Origin of the sequence: Streptococcus sp. DD11 (genome assembly GCF_001578865.1) — a bacterium.
Lineage (GTDB): Bacteria > Bacillota > Bacilli > Lactobacillales > Streptococcaceae > Streptococcus > Streptococcus panodentis.
In genome coordinates, this window is sequence record NZ_KQ969393.1 from 36,235 (window position 1) to 55,267 (window position 19,033).

Here is a 19,033-nt window from a genome sequence, read left to right on the forward strand (position 1 = left end):
ATTGGGATGATTTTTCAGCATTTTAATCTCATGGCTCAGATGACTGCCAGAGAAAATGTGGCTTTTGCCCTCAAGCATTCCCCTCTGTCTGCTGCTGCCAAGGCGGAAAAAGTGCGCAAGCTTCTTGAGCTGGTCGGTCTGGAAGACCGGGCTGATAACTATCCGGCTCAGCTGTCCGGCGGTCAGAAGCAGCGGGTAGCGATTGCGCGGGCTCTGGCCAATGATCCCAAGATTCTCATTTCTGATGAAGCGACATCCGCTTTAGATCCGAAGACGACCAAGCAAATTCTGGCTCTCCTGCAGGATTTGAACCAAAAGTTAGGTCTGACGATTGTGCTGATTACTCATGAAATGCAGATTGTCAAGGATATTGCCAACCGTGTGGCTGTCATGCAGAATGGCCGGCTGATTGAGGAAGGCTCTGTGCTGGAAATTTTCAGCAATCCGCAGAATGAACTGACTCAGGATTTTATCACAACAGCGACAGGCATCAACGAAGCCATGATGAAAATCAATCAGCAGAAGATTGTGAAAAATCTGCCGTCTGACTCTATTCTGGCCCACCTCAAATATACGGGTGCAGTGACGGATACAGCCGTTATCAATGATATTTACAAGCAGTATCAGATTTCGGCCAATATTCTTCATGCCAATATTGAAATTCTGGCTCATGTGCCGGTTGGAGAAATGGTGGTTATTTTATCTGGAGCAGCAGCCAGCCTTGAGGCTGCCCAGACCAGTCTGAAGGAAGCAGGAGTAGAGCTGAAAGTACTGAAAGAAGGGAGCAGCGAATGTTAGAATTAATCAAGACCTATCTGCCCAATGTTTATAGGATGGGCTGGGGGGGTCAGGCGGGCTGGGGAACAGCTATTTACCTGACCTTCTATATGACCATTATCCCCTTTTTGGTTGGCGGGTTTTTGGGCTTTATTGCTGGCTTGCTGCTGGTTTTGACCGGTCCCGGCGGTATTTTGGAAAATAGACCTGTCTTCTTTATTTTAGATAAGGTTACTTCCATCTTTCGGGCGATTCCTTTCATCATCCTGTTGGCTCTGATCAACCCCTTCACCCGCATGCTGGTAGGAACAGGGATTGGTCCGACAGCGGCTCTGGTTCCCCTGTCATTGGCGGTCTTTCCTTTCTTTGCCCGTCAGGTGCAGGTGGTTCTGTCGGAGTTGGATAAGGGAGTTATTGAGGCGGCTCAGGCCAGCGGCGCTACTTTCTGGGATATCGTCGGCGTTTACTTGCGGGAGGGACTGCCGGATCTGGTCCGTGTCACAACGGTGACCCTCATTTCTCTGGTCGGAGAAACGACCATGGCCGGAGCTATCGGAGCCGGCGGTCTGGGAAATGTTGCTCTGGCATACGGCTTCCAGCGTTATAACAACGATGTCACCGTTCTGGCGACTCTCTTGATTCTCTTTTTGATTTTCTTCATCCAGTTTGTCGGAGACAGCATCACCAGAAAAATCAGCCATAAATAAGAGGCTGTCCCACTGCCTGAAGGCCTCTGTGAACACAGGGGATAAAAACTGCGGCTTCCTTTTGGAAGTCTTTTTTTATAGTTGTTGATACTCAAAGATAAACTAAATGACGATAAAGCCCTGCTTTTGTGGCTTTCTGTCAGAAGCACCAGTCACAACCTCAAATAGTTTCTTGGTCTATTTGAGCAGCTGCGGCAAGCCCTTTCGCGAGGCCAGTCACTTGTCTGCAGCCTTGTATAAATCCTCGTGGTTTGAGCACCAAGGGAGAAGCAGGGCTGCCAAATCGTCTGAAAATTTAATTTACTTTCCCTCGGCAGAGTGATATAATGAATAAATATAGGAAATTGTCATCTGTGCAGTTCTGAAACCCTTTCTATTTTAATCCCGCATGTTTAAACTCACTGCCGCTAGCTCACTTTGTTTCAATAACTTATACCCAAAGTGAAGATGACAGGGGCGAAGAGCAAGGCCAACCAACGGGCAATCAATCGTCTCCTTGACCTTACGAGGCCGGGACTGAAGAACTTTTGCCTCAGCCTCATTTTAAGCTGCAGATAAAGAGGCTGGGACAAGAGCACCCAACTTCGTATCTTTCTATCGTTTGACGGCAAGACCCAGTGGCTGGAAGAGCCTCTGCTGACTTTGGTCAACTAGGATCACTCCTGCACAGTTCATTAGGCGCTTTAGCACCAATCAACCACTGCTGAGCGGCTTGTCATTTCTTTGGACCATCAGCCCTTACAAGCCGCTGCTTTGACAGTCAGCTTTGCTGGACTGTATTCACAAGCTCAGACCATCATTCCCTGCTTGTCTGAGCGGTGCGGAGATGGGTTGAAAATAAAACTGACAAAGTAAGTGTCAAAAACAGCCTGAGGTTAGGCTGTTTCAGGTCAGCAGCCAGAAATGAAGACTTGCTGATGAGATTGAAGCCTCTGTCTGACCGATCTTTGTTCCCCTCTCAACTTTCGTCAGGTCTGGGAGGCTGTTGCGGCTGGCGTCAGCCGTGACCGTCCGTGTCGCTGGGCTGTTGCGCCTCAAAGCAGGGCTTTTGAGCATCTTGCTGTCTGGATTTGAAATAGTTTGGTGCAGGAGCGCGGGAGCAGGCTAAAAAACTATATAAGGAGAGACAATGGCACAGGAGCGAGAGAAAATTTCACGGGCCAGAAAGAAAGAGCTGACAGCCCGCTTGAACGAGCAAATCAAGCCTAAAATAAAGCTGGTCTATCTATCAGCCTTTTTGTCTTGGATTCAGTTTCTTATGCGCATTGCAAGCTTTGCCCTGCTGGCTAAGCTGCTGTCAGACCTCTATGAAGGGCGGCCGGTCTTGCTCCTGTCGGCGGCCTTCTGGCTGCTGCTTTTTAATGGTTTAGGCTTTGGAGTTTCACTCTTAGCCAAGCAGTATCAGGGACTGGCTTCCCAATTTGCCCGAGACAGGCTGAAAGCTGCCTTCTTTCAGGCTTTCATAGATAAAGACGGCAGCTTTCAGGAGGTCCGGACAGCTGCGGACATCCTAACGGTCGCTTCGCAGGGCATTGACAGTCTGGATACCTATTATTCCTACTATCTGACTCTCCGTTTGCGGACCTATTTTAACTGTCTGACCGTTCTGCTTCTCGTTTTCCTGCTTTTTCCGCTGGGCGGCTTGATTTTTCTCCTGTCTCTGCCTTTGATACCGGTGTCTATCATGCTCATGCAGAAGCGTTCGCGCAGTATCATGAATCGCTATTGGACCTCTTATATGGATGTAGGCAATCTCTTTCTGGATGATTTGAAAGGCTTAAATACCCTTTATTCCTATCAGGCTGATGCCAAATATGAACAGGAATTTGCTCAGCAGGCAGAGGAGTTTCGGGATGCGACCATGGAGCTTTTAGGCTTTCAGCTGCAGTCTGTTGGTTACATGGATACAGTCATGTACTTGGGAATCGGCATCTCAGGTTTTGCGGCGGCTTCTATGCTGGGGTCCGGACAGCTGACACTCTTTACCCTGATTTATTTCGTCCTTATAGCGACGGAATTTTTCAGTCCGATTCGGGAAGCAGGCTATGGCATGCATCTGGTCATGATGAATACTAAAATGGCCGATCGGATTTTCAGTTTTTTGGATTCGGTCGATAGGCAGGCCGCAGCGGATAGGGAGACTCTGCCGGCATTTGATGAACTGAGGGCAGAGGATTTGACGGTTGCTTTTGACGGCCGGAACCTCTTTGAACATCTTTGTTTCAAGGTTCGGCGCGGTCAGGTCTTTGCCCTTGCTGGTGAAAGCGGCCGGGGGAAAACAAGGCTGGCGAAAGCGTTGCTGGGAAAAGCAGGTATGCAGGAAGGTTCAGTCTTTTTGGGGTCAAAGGACATTGCAGGCCTGCCTCAAGCCGCCATTTACCAGCAAGTCCTGTATAGCTCCTCTGACAGTCAGCTCTTAAATGCCTCTATCTTAGAGAATCTGCAGTTGGCTGCAGACTGGTCCCGCACCGACTTGGAAGCGTGGCTGACTGCAAGGAAGCTGCTGACCTTTACCGATCAGCTGCCCCAAGGATTGGACACTCCGGTCGGTGAGAATGGCAGCTATCTGTCGCCGGGACAACGCCAGCAGATTATCTGTGTCCGGGCAATCTTGGCCCAGCGCTCGCTTTATATCTTTGATGAGATCACATCCAGCGTAGACAAGGAAAATGAAGCCGTTATTGATGAGCTGCTGGATTTGCTGGCTCAGGATGCTCTGGTGATTGAGATTACTCACAAGATGAAGCGGGTGGCCAAGGCGGGCCAAGTCCTGTTTATGGGCCGGCATGGCTTTGACTTGGGCAGTCCTGAGCGCCTGTACGAGGAAAATGAGGAATATCGCCGGCTGGCGGATACCCAGCAAGCTTTGGAGGGACTGACAGATGGAAACTAAGCAAACTTACTCAACCCGCCTGATTCTCTCCCGCCTTTTCAGACTGATGAGGCATTTGCTGCCTTTTATCGGACTGGCTGTCTTTTTTGCCCTTCTGGGCTTTGTAACCACGGCAGCCATTCCCAGCCTTTTGATTCAGCTGGGCTTTACAGTTCTGGCCGGGCAGCCTCTGACAGTCTGGCCGCTGCTGTTTCTGATCAGCCTTGCGTTTGCTCGCGGTCTTTTCCGTTATGGAGAGCATTATTTCGGACATTTCGTGGCCTTTCATTCCTTGGCGGATCTGCGCAAACTGACCTTTGCTAAGCTGCGCCGTTTGGCACCGGCCAAATTAGACCGGCAGGACAGCGGCCGGCTGCTTAAAATAATAGCTGAGGATATTGAAGCACTGGAAGTCTTCTTCGCTCATACCATTGCCCCTGTCTGCACAGGAATTTTGTCAGCTCTTTTGATGGCCCTTGGTCTGGCGGTTCTGTCTCCCTGGCTTGCTCTGACAGCCTTGCTGGCCTATCTGTTGCTAGCAGCAGTTCTGCCCCGCTATTTTGCGAGACAGCTGCAGGCAGGGATGGAGGAGCAGCATCGGGTGCGCTCAGCTTATCTTTCTTTCTTTTTGGAAAGTCTGAAAGCGATGGGAGATTTGGCGCAGCTGGGCAAAACACAGGCGCGCTTTGCCCGTCTGACTGAGCAGAGTCAGGCAGTCAACCGTCTGGAACTGCAGACAGCTCAGAAGCAGTTTCTGCAGCAAGCTTGGAGCTTCTTGGTTTTGGGCCTTTCTCTGACGGTTTTTGCTTTGCTGGCCCTGCTTCAGGCGGAAAGAGGAGAGCTGGAAGTGCAGACGGCTGTTCTGGCTCTGGCCGCTTTTTCAAGCTCCTTTGCCCCTTTCTTAGAGTTGGGGCGTCTGCCTTTGGGCTTTAAGCGGGCCATGAATGCCGGCCGCAATGTTTTTGCCCTTTTGGATGAGGCCGAGCCTGAGCTGACAGGGAGCGAGCAGGCTGTTCTTCTGGATGATGTGCTGATTGAAAATCTGACCTTTGCCTATGAGGGGCGGGAGCGGTCCGTTTTTACAGACTTATCGGCTCGTTTTGATAAGGGAAAGATTATCGGCCTGCTTGGTGCCAGCGGCAGCGGCAAATCCACTCTGATGAAGCTCATCATGCGCTGGTATGATGCGCAGACAGGCCATATTTCCTTCAGTGGGAAAGATTCCAGAGACAGCAGCCGCCAGCATCTGCAGGCTTTCTTTGCCTATGTTCCGCAGACTGCACAGCTCTTTCACCAAAGCTTGAGAGAAAATCTGCTCTTAGGCAGGACCGACATCAGTGATGCTGATATCTGGGAGCTGGCAGAAAGGTGCCGGCTGAAAGAGCGTTTGGAAAAACTGCCGCAGGGGCTGGACACGGTGATTGACGGGGAGGCGGATTTCTCAGCCGGAGAATGCCAGCGTCTGGAGCTGGTGCGGGCTCTGCTCAAGGATGCGGACTGCTATATTTTTGATGAGCCAACCAGCAATCTGGATTCGCTTAACGAAGCGGCCTTTCTGGCGATTGTCAAGGAGGAATGCCGCGGCATGGTCTTTCTGATTTCCCACCGTCCGTCAACGGTGGCCTTGGCAGATGAAATTTATGAGTTAGAAGCTTCACATATAAAGAGGATAAAATAATGAACAAATTAAAAGTAAAAGATATTATGCTGACTGGGGCTTTTGCAGCTCTCTATTTTCTCTGTGTTGGATTGGGGACCTTTTCCAGCATTCTCTTTGACCGCTCAGGCAGTATGATGTATGCGCCTGCCTGCGCTGCAGTGCTGGGAGGAACGGTTTATATGCTTCTGCAGAGCAAGGTCAGGAAGTTTGGCGCTATTACCCTGCTGGGGCTGGTTATGGGAGCTTTCTTCCTTTTGTCCGGCCATTTCTTTGCTTCCTTTCTTCCGGGGATGATTTTCGGTCTCTTGGCCGACGCCATTGCCAAACAGGGAAACTATGAAAATAAGGTAATCAATCTCCTGTCTTTTGTCGTCTTTTCCTTTGTCAATTCAGGACCGATTATCCTTATGTGGCTGGCGCGTCAGACCTATATCAACAGCCTGCTGGCGCGCGGCAAGACGCAGGAATATATCGATCGGGTTATGCTGCCGGTAGAGGCTTCAACCGTTGTCTGGTTTGTCCTGACGGTCGTTGTGGGGGCGCTGATTGGCGGTCTTTTTGGCCAGTATCTGCTGAAAAAGCACTTTGTCAAAGCAGGGATGGTGTCATGAGTTTGGATGTCCGCAGCAAAGTTCTTTTAGTTCTCTTTGCCAATATGGCTTTCCTCTTCAGGGTTAAGGGCTGGCTGGAGCTGGCTCTGGTAGGGGGGATAGCCTTCATTATCTATCTGGTCGGCAGAAGGAAAATGGCCCTGCATTTTCTGGTCATTTTCGCCCTCTTCTGGCTGATTGATGCTGCCTTGCTGCATCTGCCAGCCGGTCAGTCTTTTCATGTGCTGACGACTTTTGCGGCTGCCGGCCGCTTTATGCTGCCTTCCATCATGGCTGGCGCTCTGCTGCTTGTGAGCTCCACTGCTTATGAGCTGGTTCACGGTCTCCGAAAATGGCGGCTGCCTGAAAGCCTGCTCTTAACCTTAGCTGTGATGATGCGCTTTCTGCCGGCTATCAAAGCAGATGCCAACACTATCAACCGCAGCCTGCGCCTGCGCGGTATTTTTCTCAGAAAGCGGGATATCCTCCTGCAGCCGCTGCGCTATTTTGAGTATCTGATAATCCCCCTCTTGATGTCGCTTTTGCGAACAGTGCAGGACCTGACCATTGCCTCCCTGACCAAAGGGCTGGCGCTGGGCCGCAAATCAACAGAAACCTTCGCTTCCAGATTTAGACTAGCAGATTGGAGTGTGTGTGCATGGATGTTAGGCATGATGTGCTGGATGATCAGCCGTTAATAGCGGCGGACTCGCTGGCATTTTCTTATGACAATAGCAGAGCGGAAAGCCTGCAGATTGGGGACCTGCAGATTGCAGCAGGAGAGTTCCTTGTCCTCTGCGGTCCGAGCGGCAGCGGCAAGTCCAGCTTTCTGCGCCTGCTCAACGGCCTCATTCCGGACTATTATCATGGACAGCTGCGCGGGCGGCTGCGCGTGGACAGTCTGGAAGCCGGTCAGAAGCCGGCTGAAGAGTTTTCGTCCTCTGTCGCCTCCGTCTTTCAGAATCCAGCCAGTCAGTTCTTTCATAAAATCGTCAAGCATGAGCTGGTCCTGCCCTGTGAAAATCAGGGGAAACCTGCGGAGCAGATTCTGCAGCAGCTGGAGCAGCTGACCGCAGAGTTTTCGCTGTCAGGCTATTTGGAGCGGGAAATGCTCAGCCTGTCGGGCGGTGAAAAGCAGCGCATGGCCCTGCTGACCGCTATGATGCAGGATACACCGATTTTGGTCTTAGATGAGCCGACAGCCAATCTGGATCGTGGCGGAATCGAGCAGGTGGCCAGTCACTTGGCTGATTTGAAGGCTAAGGGCAAGACCATTATTGTAGCCGAGCATCGGCTGGACTATCTGCAGGATCTGGCAGACCGCTATCTTTACTTTGATCAGGGCCGGCTGCTGACAGATTATGGGCGGGAGGATTTTCTGGCCCTGTCGGATCAGGAGCGGCATGAGCGGAGCTTGCGCAGCCTGCACCTGCCGGCTTATCCAGCGGCAGCGGAAAAGACAGGGCCTGCTCTGCCATTTCCCGAAGAAAGTCTCAGTGTAAAAAATCTAAGACTGAAAGCCGGGAACCAGGATTTGGCCTCTATCGAAGAGGCCGTCTTTGGCCGGGGGCAAATCACAGCTCTGGTCGGTCCCAATGGTGCCGGCAAGTCGACTCTGGCAGCCTATCTGGCCGGACTTTTGGATGACAAAGAAGCCGTTTTCAGCTTTAAAGGGCAGGCCTTGTCAGCCCTTCAGCGTCTGCAGCAGACAGCCCTGGTCATGCAGGAGGTCCGCCTGCAGCTCTTTGCTGACAGTGTGGAAAAGGAGCTGCTGCTGGGGATCAAGGAGGCAGTTGATGCGGATGCTTTGCTGGCAAGGTTGGATTTGCAGGATCTCAAGGACCGTCATCCCATGACCCTGTCCGGCGGTGAGCAGCAGCGGCTGGTTATTGCCAGCCAGCTCCTGACCCAAAAGGACATCTTCATTTTTGATGAGCCCAGCTCAGGTCTGGACTATTTACAGATGCAGCATGTAGCCGGCTTGCTGCAGGAGCTGAAAAAGCAGGGCAAGGTGGTTGTTTTGATTTCTCATGATGAGGAACTGCTGGAACTGACAGCCGACAGGCTCTTTCATCTAGGAAAATAAAAAAGCATTTCTGGAGGGTATATCTTTCAGAAATGTTTTCCTATAAGAATTACCTATGACTGAAACTATAGCGAAAGCCCGCTATTTTTGGTAAGATTAGTAGACATGCGAAAATCTCAGGCAGCCCATGAATGCTGGCCTGAAAGGAGAAAAACAGTCATGAATAATTTGTTAGTGCTCCAGTCGGACTTCGGTCTGGTAGACGGAGCTGTTTCTGCTATGATCGGGGTGGCTTTGGAAGAATCACCGACCCTGAAAATCCATCATCTGACCCATGATATTACCCCTTATAATATCTTTGAGGGCAGCTATCGCCTTTTTCAGACGGTTAATTACTGGCCGGAGGGAACGACTTTTGTATCCGTCGTTGACCCCGGTGTCGGCTCCAAGCGCAAGAGCGTAGTCGCTAAGACCAGTCAGGGACAGTACATCGTCACTCCTGACAACGGCACCCTGTCTTTCATCAAGAAGCATGTAGGCATTGAGGCCATTCGGGAAATCTCTGAGGTGGAAAACCGCCGCAAGGACACCGAGCATTCCTATACTTTTCATGGCCGTGATGTTTACGCCTATACAGGTGCCAAGCTGGCCAGCGGCCATATCAGCTTTGAAGAAGTGGGACCGGAGCTGAGAGTAGAGGATATTGTTGAAATCCCGGTTGTGGAAACCACCATTGCTGACAGCTATGTCAGCGGAGCGATTGATATTCTGGATGTGCGCTTTGGCTCTCTCTGGACCTCCATTACCCGTGAAGAATTCTATACTTTGAGTCCGGAATTCGGCGATCGCTTTGAAGTGACCATTTATAACAATGATATGCTGGTCTATCAAAATCAAGTCACTTACGGCAAATCCTTTGCTGATGTCCGCATTGGTCAGCCGATTCTTTATATCAACTCCCTCTATCGGGTCGGTCTGGCCATCAACCAAGGTTCCTTTGCCAAGGCCTACAATGTCGGTGTCGGCGCCCAATGGCACATTGAAATCAAGCGAATTGAAAATTAAGGAAGAAGAGAATGAAAAATAATACAATCAGAAACGTAGTCGCAACAGGGATTGGAGCAGCCTTATTCGTGGTTGTTGGTATGATTAATATCCCAACGCCTGTGCCCAATACGAGCATCCAGCTCCAGTATCCTTTGCAAGCCCTTTTTAGCATTATCTTTGGCCCCATCGTCGGTTTTCTCATGGGCTTTATTGGCCATGCAGTTAAGGATGCTATGAGCGGAGGCGGACTTTGGTGGTTCTGGATTGCCGGCAGCGGGGTTTTTGGCCTATTAGTCGGCTTCTTCAGAAAATTTTTCCGAGTGGAAGACGGTAAATTTGAAGTGAAGGATATGATTCGCTTTAACCTGATTCAGTTTGGAGCCAATGCAGTCGCTTGGCTGATTGGTCCCATTGGGGATGTCATTGTATCAGGTGAGCCGGTCAATAAGGTCATTGCTCAAAGTATTGTAGCCATTCTGGTAAATTCTGCGACTGTAGCAATTATCGGAACGGTCTTGCTGACGGCCTATGCCCGTACCCGCACCCGCGCAGGCAGCCTGAAAAAAGACTGATTAGATTAGAGAATGGAAGATTGGGAGCAGTCCCAGTCTTTTTTTGTAAAAAATAGCTAAAACTGTAAATTTTGAAGTTTGAACTCAATGCTATTTTTCAATCAAATAAATTGCCTCAGTTCTCCTCTAGCGTTATAATAAAGAGATGAATTAAAAATTCTGAAAATTTTATAGAGAAAAGAGAGTTGAAATCTTATGGCAAAAGATATTCGCGTCCTGCTTTACTACAAATATGTTCCAATTGAGAATGCTGAGAAATTTGCAGCTGATCATCTGGCCTTCTGTAAATCCATCGGTCTCAAGGGCCGTATCCTGGTAGCAGATGAGGGAATCAACGGAACGGTTTCTGGTGATTATGAAACCACTCAAAAATACATGGATTATGTGCACAGCCTTCCGGGCATGGAAGACCTTTGGTTCAAGATTGACCAAGAAAATGAGCAAGCTTTCAAGAAAATGTTTGTTCGCTACAAGAAAGAAATCGTGCACCTGGGCTTGGAAGACAATGATTTTGACAACGACATCAACCCACTGGAGACGACAGGAGCTTACCTGTCGCCTAAGGAATTTAAGGAGGCGCTGCTGGACGAAGACACTGTTGTCCTAGATACCCGCAACGACTATGAGTACGATCTGGGCCACTTCCGCGGAGCCATCCGTCCAGACATCCGCAACTTCCGCGAATTGCCGCAATGGGTCCGTGATAACAAAGAGAAGTTCATGGACAAGCGAGTGGTTGTTTACTGTACTGGTGGTGTTCGCTGTGAGAAATTCTCCGGCTGGATGGTGCGCGAAGGCTACAAGGATGTCGGCCAGCTTCATGGCGGTATCGCGACTTACGGAAAAGACCCAGAAGTTCAGGGTGAGCTGTGGGACGGCAAGATGTATGTCTTTGATGAGCGTATCTCGGTCGATATCAACCATGTTGATCCAGTTGTGATTGGGAAAGACTGGTTTGACGGTACTCCTTGCGAGCGCTATGTCAACTGTGGCAATCCAGAGTGTAACCGCCGCATCCTGACTTCAGAAGAAAATGAAGACAAGTACCTCCGTGGCTGTTCTCACGAATGCCGCGTTCACCCTCGCAACCGCTATGTGGCTGAAAACGGCCTGAGCCAGGCAGAAGTGATGGAACGTTTGGCTGCGATTGGAGAAAGCTTGGAAACACTGGTAGCTCAGTAATCTCATAGTAAAGATACAAAAAACTTTAGACGATTCAAGCGTCTAAAGTTTTTTTCATCATTTATTTACAGATAAAAAGCTTGTTGGATAGGGATTTGGGAAAGCAGACTATTTACTCATGTTCTTGGGACTTCTCGCGGAGTAATACTTGCTTTCTGGTTTTCTTTCTACAGTTTTGATTTTTTGTCCTTTCTTTATGATGTGATATAATGAGCTTAAATAAATGGGAAAGGAGCAAGTCTATGTCTAAAGCGATCATGGAAGAAGTAGCAACTTATCTGCGTCAGCATGCAGATCAAGAGCTGAGTCTAACCGATTTGGCTCAGCATTTCCATTATAGTCCTTCCCATCTATCCAGAACTTTCAAGAAAAAGATGGGCTTTTCTATCAAGCAATATGTGGAAGCTCTTAAGATGGAAAAAGGGATTCAGGAAATTGTGGAAGGCCGGCAAAATGTGACGGAGACCTCTATGGAAGCTGGTTATGATAGTCTAGGCAGCTTCTCCAATACGTTTAAGCGGCATACTGGACTTTCGCCTAAAAATACTATCAGGAATCAACCAAGGCTTATGATTTTATGGTTAAACAGCTGGATGAGAAGGGAGCTTTGTTGCATCAGGCTCCCGACTGTAAAAGTGGCAATCGCTTGACTGTGGTGCTATCTTATCCTGAGGGGTATGGACCACGCATTAGCTGTGTCGGGCTTTTTAAAACCCGCATTCCCAAAGAAGAGCCGGTTGTCGGAGTAGCACTGAGTCAGGAGAGCCGGTTTACTTTTGAAAATGTTCCCGATGGTCACTACTATCTTTTGGCCTGTGAGTTGCTGGAGGATTTACGCCTAACTAAAAACTATGTCTTGAAGCATAATTTTCGCTGGGGCAGCGATGAGCCTCTCACTTTTTCAGGCGATAGCATCTATCAGGAGGAAATCAGCATGCGCAGGCCCTTGCTCAGCGATCCACCTATTACAGTTAATCTTCCAGTTTTAATTATGCGTTCCCTAGCCAAACAAGCGCAATTGAGAATAAGAAAATTTTTATCCTAATTGATAAACTGATACTAGAGACTTATTCTCAGATATAAAAAATTGGAGGAACAATAATGAAATTAGACGTGTTTTTAAGTTTTAATGGTCAGGCCGAAGAAGCTTTTCGTTTTTATGCAGATCTTTTTCAGACAGAGATAAAGGGACTTGCCCGAGCCAGTGAGATGATAGATTCAGCTGACCTTCCTGCAGAAAAACGAGATAAGATTGCCTGGATTGCCTTAGATACGGAAAGCTTAACCCTGCATGGTGAGGATGTAGGCATTTTTAACGACCTATCTATTCCTAGCAATCATCAGCCCAATCAATGGCTAGTTCTGAGCCCAGACAGTAGAGAAGAAGCTGATGAGCTTTTTGCTAAGCTTGCTGAAGGTGGTCAAATTCTCTATCCTTTAGAGGAACAAGCTTTCGCAGAGTTTTATGGCCGCTTGATTGACCGCTTTGGTATCGGCTGGGATGTGATGAAATGAGGTAGAAGGATGGCTTATAGTGAATCCTTAGCCCAGCAAGTCCGTACCATTTTAGCTACTGAACTTCCTCCTCATGTTTTTGAAGAAGAGGCAGCAGAGAAGAAGATGTTTGGTGGCTTGGCTTTTATGATCCGAGGTAAGATGACCGTTACTGTGAGTTCGAGAAGTCAAGAGCTTGTCATGGTCCGCATCGGTAAGGAACTGGAAAAGCAGGTTCTGCCTAAAAATGGTGCCAGTGTCACAGTGATGAAAGGCAGGCTTTATCATGGTTATATTGATTTAGATGGCGAAGGACAAAAGGAACTGTCTTACTGGATCAAGCTAGCCTTGTCTTACAATCAGGAGCTGACGAAGCAGGATAAAAAATAAGAAGTGCTCAGAAGGAGTTTTGCTTTCTTAGAAGTTTATTCATTGCCTTTTTATGAAGTTCAAATATATTGTTAGAATCTGTACTGATGAAGCTTCCGGTCGGAAAATCTCTTCATAGCTGCAGATTTTTTCGTCTTTTCACTCCAAAAATGTTATACTCATACTATAGACTTTTTCGAGGAGGCTGTTTCGTATGAGTATTTCGTTTTACGTTCAAAATCGTAAGGGGCTCTTTGGCTATAAGGGAGTGGAAACACCCCTGTCTTTGGTATCAATGGTTGAGGGGCTGGAAACTTTTGGTCTGCAGGGCAGGCAGGGCTATCAGTCTCTGGAGCATCTGGGCCTTTTTTTGGCAGTCTACCAAGAGTCAGCCGGCCGCGGTTTTGAAATTGCCTATCTGAAAGAGCGGGAAACCTATCAGATTCGTCTCCTGACTCCTTCGACGGTGGGCGACTGGAAGGGGGCGATCCTCTTTCTGAGCCGCTTGGCCCAGAAAATGAAAAATGATATTGTTGATGAAGTCGGCAGGACCTATACGGCTGATGGTATTTTCAATCTCGATTTCGAAGCGGACATTCTTTATGGCCTGAGTCATCTCAAGGAGCTGGATGTGGCTATGCACTGCTTCCCCGGCTATGCCCATGATTTGTATTTGACCCATGAAAAGGCCTTGGAACTGCTGGAAGCAGACGATCCGGTGGAGGAATTTGGCAGGCTCTTGGCTGAGATGCAGCAGGTTCCCAGTTATTTTGCTAAGCCTAAATACTATCGAGACCAGTCCGGTGCTTATTTGGGCTCTTATGTTCTGACAGAGGGAGTGGATATAGTTATTCCGACGGACCCTGTTCCCGACAGTTATGCAGCTCAGGAAATCAACAGGACTTCCTCCTTCAAAGAGATAGACTGGAAGCTCAATATCGTCGTTGAGGATGCGTCCAGTCCCGAGGGGTACAAGTACCTGACAACGACTGATTTGAAAGACTTTTTAGCCCGTATCCCTGAGCAGCGCTATGTCTATCTGGATTCCAGTCAGATTCGCATTCAGCCGCTCAGCCGGCCGGAAATTGAGCAGATTTTAGCAGAACTTCCTGCAAAGAAAGGCCTCTAGTCTTCGATTTGACCGGCTGCATCCGCGCAGGCGGTGGGAGGCTGGAGATAAGGGGGACGGAGTTCCCGGCTTTTGTCAAGTCCGGGAGACTGTGAGAGCTTGCAGATGAAGAAACGGAGGTTTCGTCAAAGGGGGTGCTGCTGTCTTTCATTGCCCGGACTGAGCTGCCCTGTTTTTTGTCTGAACTCAGGTTTTCTCACAATTTTGTGATAGATTGCGTTTTTGTAACATTTTTGAAAAAAACTTGAAAATTCCGAGAAAGAAGCATAAAATAGAGGACAGTTTTATATAGAAAAGGAAGTTTTGATGAAAGAAAAACACATGTTAATTTTGGGTTGGGTAGCTACTTTTATGTCAGTAATGATGTATGTTTCCTATATTCCGCAGATTGTAAACAATCTGGCCGGAAATAAAGGGGACTTTATCCAGCCATCTGTGGCAGCCCTTAACTGCACTCTCTGGGTGATTTACGGACTGTTCAAAGAAAAACGAGATATTCCTTTGGCTGCGGCTAATATGCCGGGCATTGTTTTTGGCCTCATTACAGCCGTGACGGCCTTGCTATAAATCAGCTGCGTCTTCTGGCTGCCTGCCGCACTTCTGAGATTGGGAATGTTCCAGTCTCTTTTTTGAAGAAAAAATGGCAGAGCAGTGGTATACTATAACTAGCAACCTCGTACTCTATGAAAATCGAAGCTGACACTTTCTTACAGAAGCTCTGTCCGCAACGAAGTCTCTTTGATGGAGACAAGATGACACAAACTGCCTTAGCTGAAGCTGCACCGGTTTGCGGCAGTTTTTGCTCCACCGCCTAAGCCCATGAGACGATTTATCGCCCCTTGACTTTACGCTTATCCCCTGTTATCTTCGATTTTCTTTGAATATCAAATAAGAAAAGGTGAAAAATGACTAGAAAAATTGATGTTTTTGCTCATGTTCTGCTGCCGGATTTCTACCAGCAGATGCTGCAGATTGAGCCCAAGCTGCCGGCACTCTTTCCTTTTATCCGGCATCCTCATCTCAGCGATTTGGAGCTGCGGCGCAGCTTTTGGGACGGACAGACCCAGCAGATAATCTCCTATGTCAACATCAATCCGGAGGACTATGTCAGTCCGGAGACGGCTGCAGTTCTCTGCCGGCAGGCCAACGCAGAGCTGACGCGGACCGTTGAGAAGAATGCGGATATCTTTGCAGCTGGGGTGGCGATGATTCCCATGAGTCATCTGGAAGCGGCAGTTAAAATCCTGCAGGAGACAGCTGAAAATCCTTACTTGGCTGGAGTTCAGCTTTTTACGCGGGCTCTGGGCAGGTCCATTGCCGACCCGGGATTTCATGTCATTTTTGAGGCCTGTGCCCGCTTGGGGCTGTCCATCTGGCTGCACCCGATTTTTGATGAGCGCAAGCCGGATAATAACATGGTCTTCTCTTGGGAGTATGAGCTGAGTCAGGCCATGCTGCAGATTGTCGAGGCCGGTCTTTTTCAGGAATTTCCCCAGCTGAAAATCATCGTCCACCATGCAGGAGCCATGGCGCCTTTCTTTGCAGAACGCATCCGCCATATATTGCCGTCTAAGCAAACGGAGGATTTTCGTAAATTTTACGTCGATACAGCTATTTTAGGCAATCCTAAAGCTTTGGAATTGACGATAGATTATTTTGGAGTTGATCATGTCCTTTTTGGAACGGATGCACCCTTGGGCATTGCACCCAGCGGTGCAACCGCCGCTATTTTGGCGGCTATAGACAGTCTGCCCCTGGCTGACAGTGAGCGGCAGCAGGTGCTGGCCGGCAATGCAGAACGTTTGATAGTAAAGGAGCAGCGCGATGAAACCCGTCATCCATCTTTTCCGTCTGACTGTAGCAGCAGATAATAGAGAAGCTTTCCGGCAAATCGGTGTCCGGAATCTGACGATTTCCCAGAAGAATGAAAGCGGGACCTTGGCCATGTATGCCAGTCCTATCAAGGGGCAGCAGGAGACCAGTTATGTCTTTGAAGCTTATGCCAGTGAGGAGGCTTATCAGATCCACCGGCAGTCGCCGCAGTTTCAGGATTTTGCGGCCCAGGGCGGGCCGCTTCTGACGGAGCGCGTGGCTTATGAGACGGAGCCCCTCTTTTTGCAGGAGAAGCTGCCGAGCGGCCAATGGCTCCAGGCGGATGACTTTTATCTCAAATTCGCGCAGGTGGAGACCGAACCCTGCCGTGCCGTTGACTTTGAAGGCCATGTTTTGCATGAAATGCAGCAGTCCATGGACAAGGAGCCGGGTGTTTTGGCCATGTATGCCATGAGAGATGCGGACAGGAGCAGCCGTTTCTATTTCTTTGAAGTCTATGCCAGCGAAGCGGCTTATCTGAGCCACCGCCAAAGTCCGCACTTTCAGCACTATATCACGGAGACGGCGGCTATCGTCAAGGACAAGCTTTTGCTCGATCTGCACAATGGCACTGCCATTAGCAAAGGCGCCTTGCGTTATAAGATTTGACTATAGATAAAGCTAAACAGAAACTATGACGGTCGGGCCCGAAGCCCGGCCTTTTTGTGATACAATAGTAGTTTAGATGGAACCAAAACAAGATGTGCCAGAGACTGCAGAGGCAAGGGAGGAAGCACTTGATACTTGAAGAATTTGACCAGAATCCGAAGGCCATTATCAATCCCGAGGATCTCATTGAGCCAATAGCTAATTTTCCGGAAACAGCCCTGTCCTGCTTTGCCAGAGCGACCTTTGAGCGCCTGCTGGCTGATTTTGACCATGAAGTGCTGACCAGCACCAGCATGGCCAATATAGACATCCCGATTTATCGGATTTGGGTGGAGGGCAAGGCTTTGGCTCTTTTCAATGCCCCGGTTGGGGCTGCAGCCTGTGTCGCAATTTTGGAAGACTTGATTGCCTTTGGCATGAAAAAGCTGGTCCTCTTTGGCACCTGCGGTGTCCTGGATGAGGATATTGCTGCTGCTTCCATTATCCTGCCGACAGCAGCTATTCGCGACGAGGGGACCAGCTACCATTACCAGCCGGCCAGTCCTGAGCTGGAGGTTAATGTCGGACTGAAAGACTTTCTGACAGCTTTTCTGGACGAGCGGGGAATTTCCCACTGTCAGGGCAAGGTCTGGACGACCGACGGCATTTACCGGGAAACGGTCGGAAAGATGGCCAAGCGCAAGGCAGCTGGGGCTGTCTGTGTTGATATGGAATGCTCGGCTGTCGCTGCTCTGGCGGCTTTCAGAAACATCAAAGTCTGCCACTTTTTTTATGCGGCTGACCACTTGTCTGAGGAAGCTTGGGATATGCGCAATCTGGCCAACCACGCTGACCTCGATGAAAAGGATAAGATTGCCAATTTAGCGGTTCAAATCGCTCTGGCGGTATAGGAAAATAAAATGAAAAAAGCAATCATTCAATTTGAAGACTTTTCTTTTCAGTATCAGGCTCAGTCCGAGCCTACTCTGAAACAGATCAATCTGACTATTTATGAAGGGGAGAAAGTCCTGATTGTCGGGCCGTCCGGTTCGGGCAAGTCCACTCTGGGTCAGTGTCTGAATGGCATTATCCCCCATATCTATAAAGGGCAGGCCAGCGGTCAGTTCCTGATTGAGGGACAGGAAGCTTTTGCTGCTAGTATCTATGACAAGTCCAACCTGGTCAGCACGGTCCTGCAGGATACAGACGGCCAGTTTATCGGCCTCAGTGTGGCTGAGGATCTGGCTTTTGCTCTGGAAAATGACATGGTAGAGCTTGGAGCCATGAAGGACAGGGTTCAGACCTGGGCTGCGAAACTGGATCTGCAGACACTCTTGCAGCATCGGCCGCAGGACTTGTCAGGGGGGCAGAAGCAGCGGGTCAGTCTGGCTGGTGTGCTCATTGACGAAAGTCCGATTTTGCTCTTTGATGAGCCCTTGGCCAATCTGGATCCCAAGTCCGGTCAGGATACCATTGATCTCATCGACCAGATCCATGCAGAAGCAGGAACGACGACAATCATCATCGAGCACCGCTTAGAGGATGTCCTCTATCGGCCGGTGGATCGGATCGTCCTCATCAATGACGGGCAGCTTCTCTTTAACGGCCGGCCGGATGACCTGCTGCAGACGCAGCTGCTGGCTGACAATGGGATTCGGGAGCCGCTTTATATCACGACCCTGCGCCAGCTGGGCTTTGATGTGGAAAAGGCTGCGCACCTGTCCAGTATAGAGCAGCTGCAGCTGGAAGCTTTTGAGCAGCCGCAGCAGGAGATAGCTGCTCCAAAGCCGCTTCAGCCTGAAGAGCTGATGAGGCTGGAAGCTGTCTGCTTCGCCTACAGCGACCGCCCGGTGCTGCAGGATATTAATCTGAGCATCCCCAAGGGCCAGCGGCTGGCCATTGTTGGTAAAAACGGTGCCGGCAAATCTACCCTGGCCAAGGCTCTCTGTCAGTTTATTGAGACCGAGGGCCGCTGTAGCTGGCAGGGGCAGGACATCAAAGGGGATTCGATCAAGGAGAGGGCTGAACGGATTGGCTATGTCCTGCAGAATCCCAATCAAATGATTTCGACGACCATGATTGTTGATGAAGTGGCGCTGGGGCTGCGGCTGCGCGGCGTTGCTGAGCCGGAGATTGAGGAGCGGGTCC

General features: G+C 49.4%; 18 protein-coding genes and 1 pseudogene. All 19 read left to right on the plus strand.

Going from position 1 to position 19,033, the window contains the following annotated elements:
- A partial coding sequence (locus STRDD11_RS03465; RefSeq protein WP_241209299.1) for a methionine ABC transporter ATP-binding protein occupies window positions 1-798 on the plus strand: 798 nt, incomplete at its 5' end.
- Window positions 792-1,484: a methionine ABC transporter permease gene (locus STRDD11_RS03470; RefSeq protein WP_128835457.1), complete on the plus strand. Its 693-nt coding sequence runs from the start codon at window positions 792-794 to the stop codon at window positions 1,482-1,484. The genes STRDD11_RS03465 and STRDD11_RS03470, both read left to right, overlap by 7 nt.
- A gap of 1,129 nt (window positions 1,485-2,613) precedes the next feature.
- Window positions 2,614-4,377, plus strand: coding sequence for an ABC transporter ATP-binding protein/permease (locus tag STRDD11_RS03475; RefSeq protein ID WP_128835459.1), 1,764 nt, complete (start codon window positions 2,614-2,616; stop codon window positions 4,375-4,377).
- Window positions 4,367-6,034, plus strand: a complete 1,668-nt coding sequence (locus STRDD11_RS03480; RefSeq protein WP_128835461.1) for an amino acid ABC transporter ATP-binding/permease protein — start codon at window positions 4,367-4,369, stop codon at window positions 6,032-6,034. Before STRDD11_RS03475 ends, STRDD11_RS03480 begins: the two co-directional genes overlap by 11 nt.
- Window positions 6,034-6,627, plus strand: a complete 594-nt coding sequence (locus STRDD11_RS03485; protein WP_128835463.1) for an MptD family putative ECF transporter S component — start codon at window positions 6,034-6,036, stop codon at window positions 6,625-6,627. Before STRDD11_RS03480 ends, STRDD11_RS03485 begins: the two co-directional genes overlap by 1 nt.
- On the plus strand, window positions 6,624-7,304 hold the full coding sequence (locus STRDD11_RS03490; protein WP_128835465.1) for an energy-coupling factor transporter transmembrane component T: 681 nt from the start codon (window positions 6,624-6,626) through the stop codon (window positions 7,302-7,304). Before STRDD11_RS03485 ends, STRDD11_RS03490 begins: the two co-directional genes overlap by 4 nt.
- Complete coding sequence (locus tag STRDD11_RS03495; RefSeq protein WP_128835467.1) at window positions 7,265-8,692, plus strand: ABC transporter ATP-binding protein; 1,428 nt, start codon at window positions 7,265-7,267, stop codon at window positions 8,690-8,692. The genes STRDD11_RS03490 and STRDD11_RS03495 overlap by 40 nt, the downstream gene beginning before the upstream one ends.
- A 159-nt stretch (window positions 8,693-8,851) precedes the next feature.
- Window positions 8,852-9,697, plus strand: a complete 846-nt coding sequence (locus STRDD11_RS03500) for an SAM hydrolase/SAM-dependent halogenase family protein (RefSeq protein ID WP_128835469.1) — start codon at window positions 8,852-8,854, stop codon at window positions 9,695-9,697.
- An 11-nt stretch (window positions 9,698-9,708) separates the two neighbouring features.
- Window positions 9,709-10,251: an ECF-type riboflavin transporter substrate-binding protein gene (locus tag STRDD11_RS03505; RefSeq protein ID WP_128835471.1), complete on the plus strand. Its 543-nt coding sequence runs from the start codon at window positions 9,709-9,711 to the stop codon at window positions 10,249-10,251.
- Between the two features lie 195 nt (window positions 10,252-10,446).
- Window positions 10,447-11,433, plus strand: a complete 987-nt coding sequence (locus tag STRDD11_RS03510; RefSeq protein WP_128835473.1) for an oxygen-dependent tRNA uridine(34) hydroxylase TrhO — start codon at window positions 10,447-10,449, stop codon at window positions 11,431-11,433.
- 209 nt (window positions 11,434-11,642) lie between these two features.
- Window positions 11,643-12,478 (plus strand): annotated as a pseudogene (locus STRDD11_RS03515) (AraC family transcriptional regulator).
- Between the two features lie 56 nt (window positions 12,479-12,534).
- On the plus strand, window positions 12,535-12,948 hold the full coding sequence (locus STRDD11_RS03520) for a VOC family protein (RefSeq protein ID WP_128835475.1): 414 nt from the start codon (window positions 12,535-12,537) through the stop codon (window positions 12,946-12,948).
- A gap of 9 nt (window positions 12,949-12,957) precedes the next feature.
- The gene (locus STRDD11_RS03525; RefSeq protein WP_128835477.1) at window positions 12,958-13,317 is read left to right on the plus strand and encodes a TfoX/Sxy family protein; all 360 of its coding nucleotides are present in this window, start codon (window positions 12,958-12,960) and stop codon (window positions 13,315-13,317) included.
- A gap of 193 nt (window positions 13,318-13,510) precedes the next feature.
- On the plus strand, window positions 13,511-14,425 hold the full coding sequence (locus tag STRDD11_RS03530; protein WP_128835479.1) for a DUF4299 family protein: 915 nt from the start codon (window positions 13,511-13,513) through the stop codon (window positions 14,423-14,425).
- A gap of 306 nt (window positions 14,426-14,731) precedes the next feature.
- On the plus strand, window positions 14,732-14,992 hold the full coding sequence (locus STRDD11_RS03535) for a SemiSWEET family transporter (RefSeq protein ID WP_128835481.1): 261 nt from the start codon (window positions 14,732-14,734) through the stop codon (window positions 14,990-14,992).
- Window positions 14,993-15,330: 338 nt separating this feature from the next.
- Window positions 15,331-16,296 carry an amidohydrolase family protein gene (locus STRDD11_RS03540; RefSeq protein WP_128835483.1) on the plus strand — a complete coding sequence of 322 codons (966 nt, stop codon included), beginning with the start codon at window positions 15,331-15,333 and terminating at the stop codon, window positions 16,294-16,296.
- The gene (locus STRDD11_RS03545; RefSeq protein WP_128835485.1) at window positions 16,250-16,906 is read left to right on the plus strand and encodes a putative quinol monooxygenase; all 657 of its coding nucleotides are present in this window, start codon (window positions 16,250-16,252) and stop codon (window positions 16,904-16,906) included. The genes STRDD11_RS03540 and STRDD11_RS03545 overlap by 47 nt, the downstream gene beginning before the upstream one ends.
- 128 nt (window positions 16,907-17,034) lie before the next feature.
- Complete coding sequence (locus STRDD11_RS03550) at window positions 17,035-17,796, plus strand: nucleoside phosphorylase (RefSeq protein ID WP_128835487.1); 762 nt, start codon at window positions 17,035-17,037, stop codon at window positions 17,794-17,796.
- A 9-nt stretch (window positions 17,797-17,805) separates the two neighbouring features.
- Window positions 17,806-19,033, plus strand: a 1,228-nt coding sequence (locus STRDD11_RS03555) for an ABC transporter ATP-binding protein (RefSeq protein ID WP_164828361.1), incomplete at its 3' end; no start/stop codon positions are given.